Below are 14,908 nucleotides of genomic sequence, written 5' to 3'. Positions count from 1 at the left end.
AAGACCGCAGTTACTGGTCGTCCCCCAGGACGGCCGGTGCGGTCGATCCACCCACCGGCATCGGCGCCAGGCCCAGTTTGCGGTGATCCCACGAACGAGCGCGGCGGGCCACGATGCGAACACAGACCCGCTTGTTCATCATCTGCTCGACGAACGGCTTCATGTCGTCGGTGTAAGGGCCGGTGTAGCGCTCCCACACGCTGACCCCCACCCGGTGTGAGACGTCGGGGTCGTCCACGATCTCCGCGACGCCCTCGAAGGACACCCCGCGAAGCGTGTCGTAGGTGTGGCCGTCCTCGATCAAAAAGCTCACCCGCGGGTCCCGCTTGAGGTTGACGGCCTTCTGCGACTTGGCCTTGGTCTCCAGCCAGATCTCGCCGTCGACCACGGCGTACCACATGGCGGTCAGGTGAGGCTGGCCGTCGGGGCCGACGGTGGCCAGCGTTCCGGTGCGGCTCTTGACGACGAAATCGGCGATCTCGTCTTCCGACATGACGATGCTCGCGCGCTGATTGGTTCCCATGCCGGTCAGTCTGTCAGGCCCGCCGCGGCGCTCGCGGAAGGACCTGGGAACTAGAGCCGGCGGGCCATCGCATCGGCGGCGGACAGCAGATCGGCGGCCCAACGCGCGCCCGGACGCCGGCCGATCCGATCGATGGGGCCCGACACCGAGATGGCGGCGACGACGGTGCCGCGGCCGTCGCGCACCGGGGCGGACACGCTCGCCACACCGGGCTCGCGCTCGGCCACGCTCTGTGCCCAGCCACGCCGGCGCACCTCGGCCAGCGTTCGTTCGGTGAATTTGGCCGTCGTCAGCACCGTCTTCTGGGTGGCCGCGTCGCTATGTGCCAGCAGCACTTTGGCGCCCGACCCCGCCGTCATGGGCAGTCGCGCCCCGACCGGAACCGTATCGCGAAGGCCCGCAGCGGGTTCCAGGGCGGCCACACAGACCCGGTCGGTGCCCTCACGCCGGTACAGCTGCACGCTTTCGCCGGTGGTCTCGCGCAACAGGGGCAGCACCGCGCTGCTGGCGGCCAGCAGCGGATCGTTGACGTGCGCGGCGAGTTCGGTGACGGCCGGGCCCAGCCGCCAGCGCCCTTCGTCGTCGCGCGCCAACAGGCGATGGACTTCCAGGGCCGCCGCCAACCGATAGGCCGTGGCCCGGGGCAGCCCGGTCCGCTCACACAGTTCGGCCAATCCGCAGGGGGATTGGGCGACGCTGTGCAGGACACCCACGGCTTTGTCCAGGACGCCGATACCGCTATGCTGTCTCACAAGAAGATACTAGCGTCTCGCATTCTGAGATCACAGCCCGACTGATCGGCGAGCCGCGGATGACGCGAATTGAGGCGAGTTCGATATGGGGAGCGACGCAGGGGCGGCCGCCAAGCCGCGCACGCTGGCCGAAAAGGTCTGGGACGACCATGTTGTGGTCTCCGGGGGCGCCTCGGGGCAGGGGGCCCCCGACCTGATCTACATCGATCTGCACCTGGTGCACGAGGTCACCAGCCCGCAGGCTTTCGACGGCCTGCGCCTGGCCGGCCGGCCGGTGCGCCGCCCCGATTTGACGCTGGCCACCGAGGATCACAACGTGCCGACCATCGACATCGACAAGCCGATCGCCGACCCGGTGTCCCGCACGCAGGTCGAGACATTACGGCGAAATTGTGCCGAATTCGGTGTGCGGCTATATCCGATGGGCAACCTCGAGCAGGGCATCGTGCATGTCGTGGGGCCACAACTGGGCCTCACCCAGCCGGGCATGACGATCGTCTGTGGGGACAGTCACACCTCGACCCACGGCGCATTCGGCGCGCTGGCCATGGGAATTGGCACCTCGGAGGTCGAGCACGTGCTGGCGACCCAGACGTTGCCGCTGCGGCCGTTCAAGACGATGGCAGTCAATGTCGACGGGAAATTGCCCCCCGGCGTGACGGCCAAGGACATCATCCTCGCGCTGATCGCCAAGATCGGCACCGGCGGCGGGCAGGGGCATGTCATCGAATACCGCGGCAGCGCCATCGAATCCCTGTCGATGGAAGGCCGGATGACCGTCTGCAACATGAGCATCGAAGCCGGCGCCCGGGCGGGAATGGTGGCTCCCGACGCCACCACCTACGAATTCCTGTGTGACCGCCCGCACGCCCCGAAAGGCGCGCAATGGGATGCGGCCATGCGTTATTGGCAGCAGCTGCACACCGACCCGGGCGCCGAATTCGACACCGAGGTCTACCTCGATGCGGAGTCGCTGAGCCCGTTCGTGACGTGGGGCACAAACCCCGGCCAGGGCGTGCCGCTGGCCGCCGCCGTGCCCGACCCCGAACTGATGGCCGACGACGGCGAGCGCCAGGCCGCTGAGAAAGCGTTGGCATACATGGACCTTCGACCGGGTACCCCGATGCGTGACATCGCCGTCGACGCGGTGTTCGTGGGCTCTTGTACCAACGGTCGTATCGAAGATCTCCGCGCCGTGGCCGACATTTTGCGCGGGCGCAAAATCGCCCCGGGGGTGCGGATGCTCGTCGTGCCGGGGTCGATGCGGGTGCGCGCGCAGGCCGAAGACGAAGGGCTGGGCGAGGTTTTCACCGCCGCGGGCGCCGAATGGCGGCAGGCGGGCTGCTCGATGTGCCTGGGGATGAATCCGGACCAGTTGGCGCCGGGCGAGCGGTGCGCGGCGACGTCCAACCGCAACTTCGAAGGGCGCCAGGGTAAAGGCGGCCGCACGCATTTGGTGTCTCCGGCCGTTGCCGCGGCGACAGCAGTTCGGGGCACATTGTCCGCTCCGGCCGATTTGAGCTGACGTATCCGACGTCTGAAGGGATGAGCATGGAAGCTTTTCACACCCACACCGGTATCGGTGTGCCGCTGCGGCGCTCCAACGTCGACACCGATCAGATCATTCCGGCGGTATATTTGAAGCGTGTAACCAGAACCGGTTTCGAGGACGGCTTGTTCGCGAGCTGGAGGTCGGATCCGTCATTCGTGCTCAACCTCAGCCCGTTTGATCGGGGGTCGGTCCTGGTCGCAGGACCCGATTTCGGGACCGGCTCGTCGCGCGAGCACGCGGTGTGGGCGCTGATGGACTACGGGTTCCGAGTGGTCATCTCGTCTCGATTCGGTGACATTTTCCGGGGCAACGCCGGCAAGGCGGGGCTGCTGGCGGCCGAAGTTTCTCAGGACGGGGTGGAGCTGCTCTGGAAGCTGATCGAGCAGAGCCCCGGCTTGGAAATCACTGCCAATCTTCAAGATCGAAATATCACCGCGGGAACGACGGTGCTGCCGTTCAAGATTGACGACCACACCGCGTGGCGGCTACTCGAAGGTCTCGACGATATAGCCCTTACGCTGCGGAAACTCGATGAAATCGAGTCTTTCGAGGCGGCCTATCCGGACTGGAAACCTCGCACTCTGTCCACCTCCTGAACGGTCGGACGGAGCCGAATTTCTGCTCGATCGGCTAACTAAACCGGGCCGATTTTACGATCCCCCACCGGTCAAGGGCGGCAACCGGATTGCGAAAACGCCGTACCCCTTGCGGTGAAATTGCGCGTGGCTCTTGGAAATTTGCTGGGTGAGGGTTTACCGTGTCCACTAGTCGGTTCAAAATCGAGGACCACTAGTGTCGGAGGGATTGATGAATAAGGCAGAGCTCATTGATGTGCTCACACAGAAATTGAACACGGACCGTCGGCAGGCGACCGCAGCGGTCGAGAACGTTGTCGACACCATTGTGCGTGCGGTACACAAGGGCGACAGCGTCACCATTACCGGGTTCGGTGTGTTCGAACAGCGGCGCCGCGCAGCGCGCGTGGCTCGCAACCCGCGTACCGGTGAGACGGTGAAGGTGAAGCCGACTTCCGTCCCCGCGTTCCGTCCCGGTGCCCAATTCAAAGCGGTTGTGTCTGGCGCACAGCGTCTCCCGTCGGACGGCCCGGCCGTCAAGCGCGGTGTGGTAGGTGGCACGGGCGCGGCCAAGAAGACCGCGGCCAAGAAGGCTCCCGCCAAGAAGGCTGCGGCCAAGAAGGCTCCCGCCAAGAAGGCTGCGGCCAAGAAGGCTCCCGCCAAGAAGGCCGCAGTGAAGAAGGCTCCGGCCAAGAAGGCCGCAGTGAAGAAGGCTCCGGCCCGCAAGGCCGCGACCAAGGCTCCGGCCAAGAAGACTGCGGCAAAGAAGGCCCCGGCCCGCAAGGCCGCGACCAAGGCCCCGGCTAAGAAGGCCGCGAGCAAGTCGACGGCCCGCAAGGCTCCCGCCAAGAAGACGACCGCGCGTCGCGGCCGCCGGTAGGCAGAGCACGTTCTAGACACGAATACCCTTCGGCGGCAGCGGTGCCCCGGAGGGTATTCGTGTGCTAGTGGCGGGCCGCCGCATCACGCCAGCGGCGGCCGTCGCCGTCGCTCTTTCGCTAGGCGCGCACGTTGGCGGCCAGCGCACCGCCGAGGTGATCGGCGGCGACCAGCCGGCCGCCCGACAACGACAGCACCCAGGTGCTGCCCTTGTGATTGCGCGATTTGTCCGGCCGCACCCCATCGCGGGCACACCACCACGCAATCAGGTCCGGAATCACCTTGCCCTGCGTGCAGACAACCGGTGTGCCGTGCTCGCCGGCGATGTCCAGCATCCGGTGGCGGCCGCGTTTGGCGTTCTTGGCGTAGGCCTCTTCGGTGAGGGTGGGCTCGTTGTGCACGGTCGAGCCGAGTTCCTCGGCGAGTGGTTCCACGGTCTGATGACAGCGGACCCGGTCGGCCGCATACACCCGCGAAGCACCGAAGGCGAGCAGCTGGGGAACCAGCGCCTTGGCCTGCGCGCGCCCCCGTTTGTCGAGCGGCCGCTTGGTGTCATCGCCGGAGAAGCGCGACTTGCGTCCCGCGGTCGCGTGCCGGACCACCAACACGGTGTGGGTGTCCGCCGGCTTTTTGTTGAAGTGGCGCAACACTTTTCGGTCCTGGGCGTAATCGAGTTTCCGCATGGCTTCGGCCGCCGGTAACCAGAGCAACCGGTCGACCTCGTCGCCGGGAACGAACTCGCCGCCCACGGCGCGCGCCGACCAGTAGGAGACTTTTTTGACGCCCGCGTCGATCGGATAGCTCACCGCGTTGAGCCGCCTGCCCAGGACGGCGTGTTGGCCGGTCTCCTCGTACACCTCCCGCACCGCCGCCACGGGCGCGGTCTCGCCGGGGTCCACTTTGCCTTTGGGCAGTGACCAATCGTCATAGCGGGGGCGGTGGATGACGGCGATCTCGACATCGTGGTCGGCGGTGTCGGCATCGCCCGGCCGCCACAGGACCGCGCCGGCGGCATGGACGATTCGGCTTCCAGAGCGCCGGGCGCTAGACGAGCTCGAAGGCGGCACCTCAACTCCTGCAGGTCAATTCGGTCAGAGTCGCACGTTCAATCACGCTGCGGCCCGGGAACAACCGGAAATCACCGCACAGGTCTAGGGACTGCGATGCCGCTCCATCAACGATACTTGGTGGTCGCGCACCGTATGGCCCTCTTGCGGCGACGCGGTCCACTGCCCGTCGGACCCGAGTTCCCAGCAGCGCGTGGACGGATCCAGTGCGGACTCGAACAATTCATCCAGCTGCGCGGTGAGCTTGGGGTCCTTGACCTGAGCCAGCACCTCCACGCGGCGATCGAGGTTGCGGTGCATCATATCGGCGCTGCCGATCCAGAATTCGTTGATGTTGCGGAAATGGATGATCCGCGAGTGCTCGAGGAAGCGCCCGAGAATGGAGCGCACAACGATGTTTTCGGAGTAGCCCTGTGCACCCGGGCGCAGCGCGCAGATGCCACGCACCACCACCTCGACCCGCACGCCGGCCTGCGACGCCCGGTACAGCGCATCGATGACCTGCTCGTCCACCAGCGCATTCATCTTGAGACGAATTCGCCCGTCCCCGCGTTCGCGGTGCGCCGCGATCTCACGTTCGACGCGTTCGATGATCCCGGTGCGAATTCCGTGCGGCGCCACCAGCAGATTGCGGTAGGAGACCTTACGCGAATAGCCGGTAAGCGAATTGAACAAATCGGTGAGGTCGGCGCCGATGTCGGGGGCCGCGGTCAGCAGGCCGACATCCTCATAGAGACGGGCGGTCTTGCTGTTGTAGTTGCCCGTTCCGATGTGGCAGTAGCGCCGGATCGCCGAGCCTTCGCGACGCACCACCAAACAGGTCTTGCAGTGCGTCTTGAGCCCGACGAGTCCGTAAACCACGTGCACGCCCGCCTGTTCGAGTGCGCGCGCCCAGCGGATGTTGGCCTGTTCGTCGAAGCGCGCCTTGATCTCCACCAGTGCCACGGCCTGCTTTCCGGCCTCGGCCGCTTCGATCAGCGCGCGAACGATCGGCGAATCACCGGAGGTGCGGTACAACGTCTGTTTGATCGCCAGCACGTTGGGGTCGGCGGCGGCCTGCTGGATGAATCGCTGCACGCTGGTGGAGAACGAGTCATACGGGTGATGCACCAGCACGTCGCCCTCGCGCAGCGTCGCGAAGATGCTCTTGGGGGATTCGCGATCGGCGAAGGCCGGATGCGTGTCGGGGACGAACGCGGGGTCCTTGAGCGCCGGGCGGTCCAGGTCGTAGATCTGCCACAGCGACGAAAGATCCAAAAGGCCGGGGACTTCGATGACGTCGCCGGGATGCACATCGAGTTCGCGCAGCAGCAATTCCAGCATGCCCTCGGTCATGTCGTCGGCGATCTCGAGTCGCACCGGCGGGCCGAACCGCCGGCGCGCCAGTTCGCGTTCCAGGGCCTGCAGCAGGTCTTCGTCGCGGTCTTCTTCGACCTCCATGTCGGCGTTGCGGGTGATGCGGAAGGCGTGGTGCTCCACGATTTCCATGCCGGGGAAGAGAAGAGGAAGGAAGGCCGCGATCAGTTCTTCCAGCGGCAGATAGCGCACGATGGACCGGGCTTCGCCCGCGGCGCTGTCCCGGCCTGAGGCGGGGGCGGCGAGTTCGACGAAGCGATCGACGTTGTTGGGCACCTTGACTCGCGCGAAGTGCTGGCCACCATCCTCGGGCTGGCGGACCATGACCGCCAGATTCAGGCTCAGCCCGCTGACGAATGGGAACGGGTGCGCGGGGTCGACGGCCAGCGGCGTCAGGACGGGAAAGACTTGTTCGGTGAAATAGGCCGAGAGTTCGTCGCGTTCGGCCTGATCGAGGTCCGCCCACGTGACGATGTGGATGCCTTCCTCGGCCAGCGCGGGCCGCACCGAATCGAGGAACACCCGCGCGTGCCGGGTCGCGATCCGCTGGGTCTGTTCCCCGATGAGGGCCAGCTGCTTGCGCGGCGTCAGACCGTCGGCGGAGCGCACCGACAGGCCCATCTCGTCGCGGCGCTTGAGGCCGGCGACCCGCACCATGTAGAACTCGTCGAGGTTGGAGGCGAAGATCGCCAGGAATTTCGCCCGTTCCAGCAGCGGCAACGAATTGTCGTCGGCCAGCGCCAGCACGCGGGCGTTGAAGTCCAGCCAGCTCAGTTCCCGGTTGAGGTAACGCTCGTCGGGCAGATCGGTCATCGCGGTGGGCGTCGCAGCCGGGGGCGCCGCCACGGCCGAGTCGCCGGAATGCCACAAATTCTCGTCGGGTCGCGCCTCAGCTTCGATTTCAGTCACCCTGCGATCATCGCTCATCACGCGCGGGTGCTGCCAGTGGTGATCGCGAGCGCGGCCGTGGCCGGGCGAAGCGGGTCACCACTCATCGACACCAGTGGTGATCGCGAGCGCGGCCGTGGCGGGTCACCGGAATCCATTCGCCGTTAGGCCGACGTTCGCTTTCCGGACATCGACCGCTCGTGAGGCAAATCAGTGCGCGGCGATGGCGCGGGCGGTCGCGGCGCCCATCCCCAGGCGGCGGGCGGCGGCGAGGTCGGTCGGAGTGTCGACGTCACAGCGCAGGCCGGGCCACGCGCCGGTCAGCTCGATCGCACCCGAACTGCGGTGCCGCGCCGAAGAATCGGAACCGAACCGGGGATCGAGCGGACCCCCGAACGCGAAGAGCGCCGCGGTTCCGGTCGCCAGCCGGTCGGCGACGAAGCTGCGCCGGTGCTGGCGCGCGGCGGCGACGGCCTCGGCCAGCTCCTGGGTCTGCAGCGCCGGCAAATCGCCTTGCAGCGCAACGACATTGGAGAACGAAGTTGCCACCGCGCGCGCCGCGGTGGCGATCGCGTTGTTCAGGGGATCGGGGTGGCCCTCGGGCGTCGGGTCGGCCAGCACGTCGGCACCCAGCTCGGCGGCCGCCGCGGCCGCCGCGTCGTCGGGGGTGATGACGGTGATCGAGCCCAGCGATTCCACGCGTCCCGCGGCGGTCAGGGTGTCCATCAACATCGCCAGCACCACGCTCTCGCGGGTGCGCGCCGAGAAAACCGGCGCCAGTCTGGTCTTGGCCGCGGCCAGCCTCTTGACGGCGATGATCAACGCGACATCGCCCGCGCCGTCGGCTCGTATGCCGCTCATGAGATGTCATCCTGCCAGCGCGGCCCCGCGCGCCGGCGTCATGGCCCCGGCGCGTGGGACACGCTGGCGCGCGTGACGCCCGGTCCGTCGCTGATCTAGGGTGTAGCGGCTGCACGTGCCGCATGAGCAACGCCGACCACGACAGGGGGTGACACATGACCAGCACGCATGCCGGTTCGACCGGCGCCGTCACGGTCATGGGCGCCGGGGCGTGGGGCACGGCGCTGGCGAAGGTGCTCGTCGAGGCGGGCGGGCCGGAAACACAGGTCACGTTGTGGGCCCGCAGGCCCGAGCTCGCCGAGCGGATCAACGCCACCCGATCGAATCCGGACTATCTGCCCGGCACGTCGCTGCCGCCGGGCATCCGCGCCACCGCCGACGCCGCCGAGGCGCTCCAGAACGCGTCCACGGTGCTGCTCGGCGTGCCGGCGCAGACGATGCGGAGCAATCTCGAGCGCTGGACGCCGCTGCTGCGCGACGGCGCGACCCTGGTCAGCCTGGCCAAGGGCATCGAGCTGGGCACGCTGATGAGGATGAGCCAGGTGATCGTCGCGGTGACCGGCGTCGACCCCGCTCACGTCGCGGTGATCTCGGGGCCGAACCTGGCCAGCGAGATCGCCGGATGCCAGCCGGCCGCGACCGTGGTCGCCTGCGGCGACTCGGGCCGGGCCGTCGCCCTGCAGCGCATGCTGAACAGCGGATACTTTCGCCCCTACACCAACAGTGATGTGGTGGGCACCGAGATCGGCGGGGCGTGCAAGAACGTGATCGCGCTCGCCTGCGGGATGGCCGCCGGCGTGGGGCTCGGCGAAAACACCGCGGCGGCGATCATCACCCGGGGCCTGGCCGAGATCATGCGGCTGGGGATCGCGCTGGGCGCCAAGGGCGCGACGCTGGCCGGGCTCGCCGGCGTGGGCGACCTGGTGGCCACGTGCAGCTCCCCGCATTCGCGCAACCGGTCGTTCGGTGAACGGCTCGGCCGCGGAGCAACCGTCGAGTCGATTCTTTCCGGCACGCCCGACGGCGGCGACGGGCACGTCGTCGAGGGTGTGACGTCCTGCGAGTCGGTGCTGGCGCTGGCGGCCAGTTACGACGTCGAAATGCCGCTCACCGACGCCGTGCACCGGGTCTGCCACAAGGGGCTGTCGGTCGACGAGGCGATGGCGCTGCTGTTGGGCCGCCGCACCAAGCCCGAGTGAGACCCCACCTACCCGGTAGCCTCTTGAGATTGTGAATGCCAGCGATCGGTCGACGCCGCACCCCGGCTCGGGGGGCGGCGAGCGGGCGCGCGTGGCCGTCGTCTTCGGGGGGCGCAGCAACGAGCACGCCATCTCGTGCGTCTCGGCGGGCAGCATTCTGCGCAACCTCGACCCCGAGCGTTTCGAGGTGGTCGCGATCGGCATCACCCCGGAAGGTTCCTGGGTGCTCACCGACGGCGACCCGGCCGCGTTGGCGATCACCGACCGGCGGCTGCCCGAAGTCACCGCCGAGTCGGGGACCGAACTGGCGCTGCCGGCCGATCCGCGGCGCGGCGGCCAATTGGTCTCCCTGCCGCCCGGCGCCGGTGAGGTGTTGGCGTCCGTTGACGTGGTGTTCCCCGTGCTGCACGGCCCCTACGGCGAGGACGGCACCATCCAGGGTCTGCTCGAACTCGCCGGCGTGCCGTATGTGGGGGCCGGTGTGCTGGCCAGCGCCGCCGGCATGGACAAGGAGTTCACCAAGAAGCTGTTCGCCGCCGAGGGATTGCCGGTCGGCGACTACGCGGTGCTGCGCCCCTCGCGCGCGCGGCTGCGGCCCGAGGAGTGCCAGCGGCTGGGGCTGCCGGTGTTCGTCAAACCCGCCCGGGGAGGTTCCTCGATCGGTGTGAGCCGGGTAGCGAGCTGGGACCAGCTGGACGCCGCCGTCGCCGCGGCGCGCCGCCACGATCCCAAAGTCATCGTCGAGGCCGCGATCGTCGGCCGCGAGCTGGAGTGCGGTGTGCTCGAAATGCCGGACGGCACAGTCGAAGCCAGCGCGCTGGGCGAGATCCGGGTGGCCGGCGTGCGGGGCCGCGAGGATTCGTTCTACGACTTCGCCACCAAATACCTTGACGACGCGGCCGAATTGGACGTGCCCGCAAAGGTCGACGACGAAATCGCCGACACGGTACGCCAATTGGCGATCCGCGCCTTCAGGGCCATCGACTGTCAGGGGCTGGCGCGGGTGGATTTCTTCCTCACCGAGGACGGGCCGGTGCTCAACGAGATCAACACGATGCCGGGGTTCACCACCATCTCGATGTACCCGCGGATGTGGGCGGCCAGCGGCGTGGACTACCCGACGCTGCTGGCGACGATGGTCGAGACGGCGCTGGCCCGCGGGGTGAGCCTGCGCTAGCTAGCGCGCCGGCCCGGGGCTGATGGGCCCGGCCGGGATGCGCTGCGCGATCACCTCCGACAGGCGCTGGATCGGCGCCGGGCCCGACCCGGTGGGCAGCGTGAGCGCCACGTAGACACCGCGATCCACCGCGTACCAGGTGGATCTGCCGGCGTCACCGGCGGATTGCTGGTCGGAGCGCACCTGGAACCACTGCACCCGGTCGACCACCTGGATCGGGGAGCCGACGACGAACTCGCCCGGGCGGTCCAGGCCGCAGCGCAGCACGACGGGGTCGGCGCCCCGCCCGGAGCGCCATGCCGCCGCGCCTACCGGCGCCGGCTGCTCGAGCGCCGCCCGCTGGTAGTCACCCAGGCGCTGCGGCAGCGCGTCCATCAGCGCCCGGCACGCGGGGCTGTCGGCCTGCGGCGCCGGGACGCCCGCGACGGCGACCGGTTGCGGGGGCGCCTCACGGGTGGCCGCGATCGCCAGGATCACCCCGATGGTCGTGACGGCCAGCGCTACCGCGACGATGATCACCGCGCGCGGCGGCCCGCCGTCGGCGTCCGACTCGGTTGCCACCGCGGCCACCTCCTGTCCCCACATCACTATCGCCTCAGCTCACCCCGATGGCCAATTATTGTGGGTGGCGTGCGGGACGAATCGACGCTGCGCCAACTCGGCGAATTCGCCGTGATCGACCGACTGGTGGCCGGTCGCCGCCAGCCCGCCGCTGTGGTGCTCGGGCCGGGTGACGACGGGGCGCTGGTGGCGGCGGGCGATGGCCGCGTCGTGGTGTCGACCGACATGCTGGTGCAGGACCGGCATTTCCGGCTGGACTGGTCGACGCCGCACGACATCGGCCGCAAGGCGATCGCCCAGAACGCCGCGGACATCGAGGCGATGGGCGCGCGGCCCACGGCGTTCGTCGTCGCCTTCGGCGCGCCCGGTGAGACGCCGGCGGCCGCGGTGGACGCGCTCGTCGACGGGATGTGGGACGAGGCGCAACGGGTCGGGGCCGGCATCGCCGGCGGCGACCTGGTCAGCTGCCCGCGGTGGGTGATCTCGGTGACGGTGCTCGGCGATCTCGGCGGCCGCGAGCCGGTGCGGCGATCGGGCGCAACGCCGGGTTCGCTGGTCGCCGTCGCCGGCGACCTGGGGCGCTCGGCCGCGGGATTCGCCTTGTGGCACACCGGTATCGGCGGCTTCGAGGAGCTGCGCCGCCGGCATGTGGTGCCCGAGCCGCCGTACGGTCAGGGTGCGGTCGCCGCCGCCGGGGGGGCGCAGGCGATGATCGACGTCTCCGACGGCCTGATCGCCGACCTGCGGCATGTGGCCGTCGCGTCGGGGGTGGGCATCGACCTGTCCACGGCGGCGCTGGCCGCCGACCGCGACGCGCTCGCCGCGGCGGCCGCCGCCGCAGGCGCCGATCCCTGGCCGTGGGTGCTGGGGGGCGGCGAAGACCACGCCCTGGTGGCATGCTTCGCCGGACCCGCGCCGGCCGGATGGCGCATCATCGGGCGGGTGCTCGACGGGCCGGCCCGGGTGCTCGTCGACGATCAGGAGTGGAGCGGCCACGCCGGCTGGCAGTCGTACTAGGGTGACGCGGTGACCGTTTACCCGATCGCGAAGGGCCGACGATGACGGCGCGCCCGCTGAGCGAATTGGTCGAGCCGGGCTGGGCGAACGCGCTGCAACCCGTGGCCGGGCAGGTCGCCCAGATGGGGCAGTTCCTGCGGGACGAGATCGCGGCCGGGCGCAGGTATCTGCCCGCCGGCCCGAATGTGTTGCGCGCCTTCACCTATCCGTTCGACCAGGTCCGGGTGCTGATCGTCGGGCAGGACCCCTACCCGACGCCCGGACACGCTGTGGGGCTGAGCTTTTCGGTGGCCCCCGAGGTGCGTCCGCTGCCGCGCAGCCTGGCCAACATCTTTCAGGAGTACACCACCGACCTGGGTCACCCCCCGCCCTCGTGCGGTGACCTGACGCCCTGGGCGCAGCGTGGTGTGCTGCTGTTGAACAGGGTGCTCACCGTGCGACCCAGCAATCCGGCGTCGCATCGGGGCAAGGGCTGGGAAGCGGTGACCGAATGCGCCATCCGGGCGCTGACCGCGCGCTCGCTGCCGCTGGTGGCGATCCTGTGGGGCCGCGACGCCTCGACGCTCAAACCGATTCTCGCCCAAGGCAATTGCGTGGCCATCGAGTCACCGCATCCCTCGCCGCTGTCGGCGTCGCGGGGGTTCTTCGGCTCCCGCCCGTTCAGCCGTGCCAACGAACTGCTGGCCGGAATGGGCGCGGACGCGATCGATTGGCGGCTGCCCTGAACGAGATGACCGCGCTACGGGCGAACCGGCGCGGCGGACCGGAGCAGCTGGTGATCGAGCGGGCGCCCGTGCCGGTCGCGGCGGCCGGGGAAGCCTTGGTGGCCGTGCACGCGGCCGCCATCACCTTCGACGAGCTGACATGGGAGGAGACGTGGACCCGCGACGGCGTCAGCCGAACCCCCGTCATCCCGTCCCACGAGGTCTCCGGTGTGGTGTCCGCGGTGGCCGACGACGTCACGGATTTCGTGCCCGGCGACGAGGTCTACGGACTGATCGCGTTCGACCGCGACGGCGCGGCCGCCGATTTCGTCGCCGTGCCCGCGGCCGATCTGGCCGCCAAACCGTCGACGGTCTCCCACGTCGTCGCCGCCGCGCTCCCGCTGGCCGGCCTGACCGCGCTGCAGGCACTGGTCGATCACGCCGCGGTGCAGCCAAAGGAGAGCGTGCTGGTGCACGGAGGCGCCGGCGGGGTGGGCCTGTTGACCGTTCAGTTGGCCGCCCTGCTGGGTGCGCGGGTGACCGCGACCGTGCGCAGCGACACCGCGAATCTTCTTCGCGGCTGCGGCGCGCAGCGGGTGATCGACACACGCACCGAGGCATTCGACGAGGCCGGCGCCGCCTACGACGTCGTCGTCGACACCGTCGGCGGGCAGACGCTGGAAAGGTCCTACGGCGTGCTGCGCCGCGGCGGCCGGCTGGTGACGTTGTCGGCACCGCCGCCGGACGGCCGGGCCGACGAATTCGGCGTCAGCGCAACCTTCTTCATCGTCACACCGAATCGGGATCAGCTCGCCGAGCTCGCCGCGCTCGTCGACAGCGACCGGTTGCACGTCGCGATCGCCCAGACGTTCCCGCTCGACGAGGGCCGGGAGGCGTTCGAAAGCCGGGAGCGGGGCGGCCGCGCCGGCAAGACGGTCCTGGTCGTGCGGGATTGACGGCTCGGCGTCACGACGCCGGGAAGTTGACGTCCTTGGTGACGGCTTCCCATTCGTCGATCGACGCCGACAACGCGGCGATCTTGTCCCGCATGGCCTTGAGCACGTCGCGGCCCAGCAGCAACCGCAGCGGCGGGTCGTCGAGCTTGGCGAGCATCAGCACCGCCTCGGCCACCTTGCGCGGGTCGCCGGGCAGGTGATCGGCGAACTGCTTGATCAGGTCCTTGCGCGCCGCCACGTCGGCGTAATCGGTGATCGGCGCCCCGGATTCCTTCATCGACCTTGTCGCCCAATCGGTGCGGAACGCGCCGGGTTCGACGGCGGTCACCTTGATGCCCAGGGGGCGGACCTCGGTGGCGAGCGCCTCGGTGACCGCCTCCAGCGCGAACTTGGTCGACGAATAGTAGGCGTTGGGCGGGTTGGCCACCAGGCCGGTCATCGAGGAGATGTTGATGATGTGGCCCGATCCGCGGGCGCGCATGGCCGGCAGCACCGCCTTGATCATGTCGACGGCGCCGAAGTAGTTCACGTCGAACAGCTTTCGGACCTCGGCGTCCTCACCCTCTTCCACCGCGGACAGGTAGCCGTGTCCGGCGTTGTTGACCAGCACATCGATTCCGCCGAAGGCCTCGTCGGCCGCCGCCACCGCGGCCGCGACCTGGCCGGTGTCGGTCACGTCGAGCGCGACGGCCAGCGCCCGGTCGCCGAACTCGTCGGCGAGGTCCTGCACCGCCTCGGCGCGCCGCGCCGTCACCACCACGCTGTGGCCGGCTTCCAGTGCGGCGCGGGCGATTTCGCGTCCGAAGCCGGTGGAGCATCCCGTGATCAGCCAGCGAGCCAT

Annotated in this window: 15 protein-coding genes; 8 read left to right on the top strand and 7 right to left on the bottom strand. The window is 69.1% G+C overall.

The features are described 5' to 3' along the window. Positions 1-10 precede the first annotated feature (10 nt). Positions 11-523 carry a PPOX class F420-dependent oxidoreductase gene (locus tag W7U_RS14065; RefSeq protein ID WP_008259013.1) on the bottom strand — a complete coding sequence of 171 codons (513 nt, stop codon included), beginning with the start codon at positions 521-523 and terminating at the stop codon, positions 11-13. Between the two features lie 50 nt (positions 524-573). Further along, entirely contained in the window at positions 574-1,275 is a 702-nt protein-coding gene (locus W7U_RS14060) for an IclR family transcriptional regulator (protein ID WP_008259012.1), read from the bottom strand. A gap of 85 nt (positions 1,276-1,360) precedes the next feature. Between W7U_RS14060 and leuC the strand changes: the two genes are divergently transcribed. The 3 genes from leuC to W7U_RS14045 all read left to right on the top strand — a co-directional run bounded on the left by leuC (position 1,361) and on the right by W7U_RS14045 (position 4,282). Further along, positions 1,361-2,800, top strand: a complete 1,440-nt coding sequence (leuC, locus tag W7U_RS14055) for a 3-isopropylmalate dehydratase large subunit (protein ID WP_008259010.1) — start codon at positions 1,361-1,363, stop codon at positions 2,798-2,800. Between the two features lie 26 nt (positions 2,801-2,826). Next, positions 2,827-3,423, top strand: coding sequence for a 3-isopropylmalate dehydratase small subunit (gene leuD / locus W7U_RS14050; RefSeq protein WP_008259008.1), 597 nt, complete (start codon positions 2,827-2,829; stop codon positions 3,421-3,423). Positions 3,424-3,634: 211 nt separating this feature from the next. After that, positions 3,635-4,282 carry an HU family DNA-binding protein gene (locus W7U_RS14045; protein WP_008259006.1) on the top strand — a complete coding sequence of 216 codons (648 nt, stop codon included), beginning with the start codon at positions 3,635-3,637 and terminating at the stop codon, positions 4,280-4,282. Positions 4,283-4,400: 118 nt separating this feature from the next. On the opposite strand, the gene W7U_RS14040 is transcribed toward W7U_RS14045, so the two are convergent. From W7U_RS14040 to cofC, 3 genes are all read right to left on the bottom strand, one after another. After that, positions 4,401-5,348, bottom strand: a complete 948-nt coding sequence (locus W7U_RS14040) for an NUDIX hydrolase (protein WP_008259004.1) — start codon at positions 5,346-5,348, stop codon at positions 4,401-4,403. Between the two features lie 84 nt (positions 5,349-5,432). Further along, the gene (locus W7U_RS14035) at positions 5,433-7,634 is read right to left on the bottom strand and encodes an RNA degradosome polyphosphate kinase (RefSeq protein ID WP_008259001.1); all 2,202 of its coding nucleotides are present in this window, start codon (positions 7,632-7,634) and stop codon (positions 5,433-5,435) included. 168 nt (positions 7,635-7,802) lie between these two features. Beyond that, complete coding sequence (gene cofC, locus W7U_RS14030) at positions 7,803-8,453, bottom strand: 2-phospho-L-lactate guanylyltransferase (protein ID WP_008258994.1); 651 nt, start codon at positions 8,451-8,453, stop codon at positions 7,803-7,805. Positions 8,454-8,608: 155 nt separating this feature from the next. On the opposite strand from cofC, the gene W7U_RS14025 reads away from it, so the two are divergent. Both W7U_RS14025 and W7U_RS14020 read left to right on the top strand, forming a co-directional pair. Then, positions 8,609-9,652, top strand: a complete 1,044-nt coding sequence (locus tag W7U_RS14025) for an NAD(P)H-dependent glycerol-3-phosphate dehydrogenase (protein WP_008258992.1) — start codon at positions 8,609-8,611, stop codon at positions 9,650-9,652. A gap of 31 nt (positions 9,653-9,683) precedes the next feature. Beyond that, positions 9,684-10,829 (top strand): D-alanine--D-alanine ligase family protein, encoded by a 1,146-nt coding sequence (locus W7U_RS14020; protein ID WP_008258987.1) that lies wholly within the window; start codon positions 9,684-9,686, stop codon positions 10,827-10,829. Here the strand turns inward: W7U_RS14020 and W7U_RS14015 are convergent, their stop codons facing one another. Continuing rightward, positions 10,830-11,414 (bottom strand): DUF3515 domain-containing protein, encoded by a 585-nt coding sequence (locus W7U_RS14015; protein ID WP_008258986.1) that lies wholly within the window; start codon positions 11,412-11,414, stop codon positions 10,830-10,832. It lies immediately after the preceding gene. 45 nt (positions 11,415-11,459) lie between these two features. Between W7U_RS14015 and W7U_RS14010 the strand changes: the two genes are divergently transcribed. Genes W7U_RS14010 through W7U_RS14000 form a run of 3 tightly spaced genes read left to right on the top strand, consistent with a single transcriptional unit; the run spans position 11,460 to position 14,067 of the window. After that, positions 11,460-12,407 carry a thiamine-phosphate kinase gene (locus W7U_RS14010; protein WP_008258984.1) on the top strand — a complete coding sequence of 316 codons (948 nt, stop codon included), beginning with the start codon at positions 11,460-11,462 and terminating at the stop codon, positions 12,405-12,407. Between the two features lie 41 nt (positions 12,408-12,448). Then, complete coding sequence (locus tag W7U_RS14005) at positions 12,449-13,132, top strand: uracil-DNA glycosylase (RefSeq protein WP_008258983.1); 684 nt, start codon at positions 12,449-12,451, stop codon at positions 13,130-13,132. A 5-nt stretch (positions 13,133-13,137) separates the two neighbouring features. Then, on the top strand, positions 13,138-14,067 hold the full coding sequence (locus W7U_RS14000) for an NADP-dependent oxidoreductase (protein WP_008258982.1): 930 nt from the start codon (positions 13,138-13,140) through the stop codon (positions 14,065-14,067). A gap of 10 nt (positions 14,068-14,077) precedes the next feature. Here the strand turns inward: W7U_RS14000 and W7U_RS13995 are convergent, their stop codons facing one another. After that, entirely contained in the window at positions 14,078-14,908 is an 831-nt protein-coding gene (locus tag W7U_RS13995; protein WP_008258981.1) for an oxidoreductase, read from the bottom strand.

The organism is Mycobacterium sp. H4Y (assembly GCF_000364405.1).
Classification (GTDB): domain Bacteria; phylum Actinomycetota; class Actinomycetes; order Mycobacteriales; family Mycobacteriaceae; genus Mycobacterium; species Mycobacterium intracellulare.
This window is presented reverse-complemented; position numbering and strand designations above follow the sequence as displayed.

Bases quoted from the DNA above. Each gene is read 5' to 3' on its own strand.
- W7U_RS14005 (WP_008258983.1), top strand. From the start codon at position 12,449: ATGACGGCGCGCCCGCTGAGCGAATTGGTCGAGCCGGGCTGGGCGAAC.
- W7U_RS14045 (WP_008259006.1), top strand. From the start codon at position 3,635: ATGAATAAGGCAGAGCTCATTGATGTGCTCACACAGAAATTGAACACG.
- leuD (WP_008259008.1), top strand. From the start codon at position 2,827: ATGGAAGCTTTTCACACCCACACCGGTATCGGTGTGCCGCTGCGGCGC.
- W7U_RS14065 (WP_008259013.1), bottom strand. From the start codon at position 523: ATGGGAACCAATCAGCGCGCGAGCATCGTCATGTCGGAAGACGAGATC.
- W7U_RS14025 (WP_008258992.1), top strand. From the start codon at position 8,609: ATGACCAGCACGCATGCCGGTTCGACCGGCGCCGTCACGGTCATGGGC.
- W7U_RS14015 (WP_008258986.1), bottom strand. From the start codon at position 11,414: ATGTGGGGACAGGAGGTGGCCGCGGTGGCAACCGAGTCGGACGCCGAC.
- cofC (WP_008258994.1), bottom strand. From the start codon at position 8,453: ATGAGCGGCATACGAGCCGACGGCGCGGGCGATGTCGCGTTGATCATC.
- W7U_RS13995 (WP_008258981.1), bottom strand. From the start codon at position 14,908: ATGGCTCGCTGGCTGATCACGGGATGCTCCACCGGCTTCGGACGCGAA.
- W7U_RS14000 (WP_008258982.1), top strand. From the start codon at position 13,138: ATGACCGCGCTACGGGCGAACCGGCGCGGCGGACCGGAGCAGCTGGTG.
- leuC (WP_008259010.1), top strand. From the start codon at position 1,361: ATGGGGAGCGACGCAGGGGCGGCCGCCAAGCCGCGCACGCTGGCCGAA.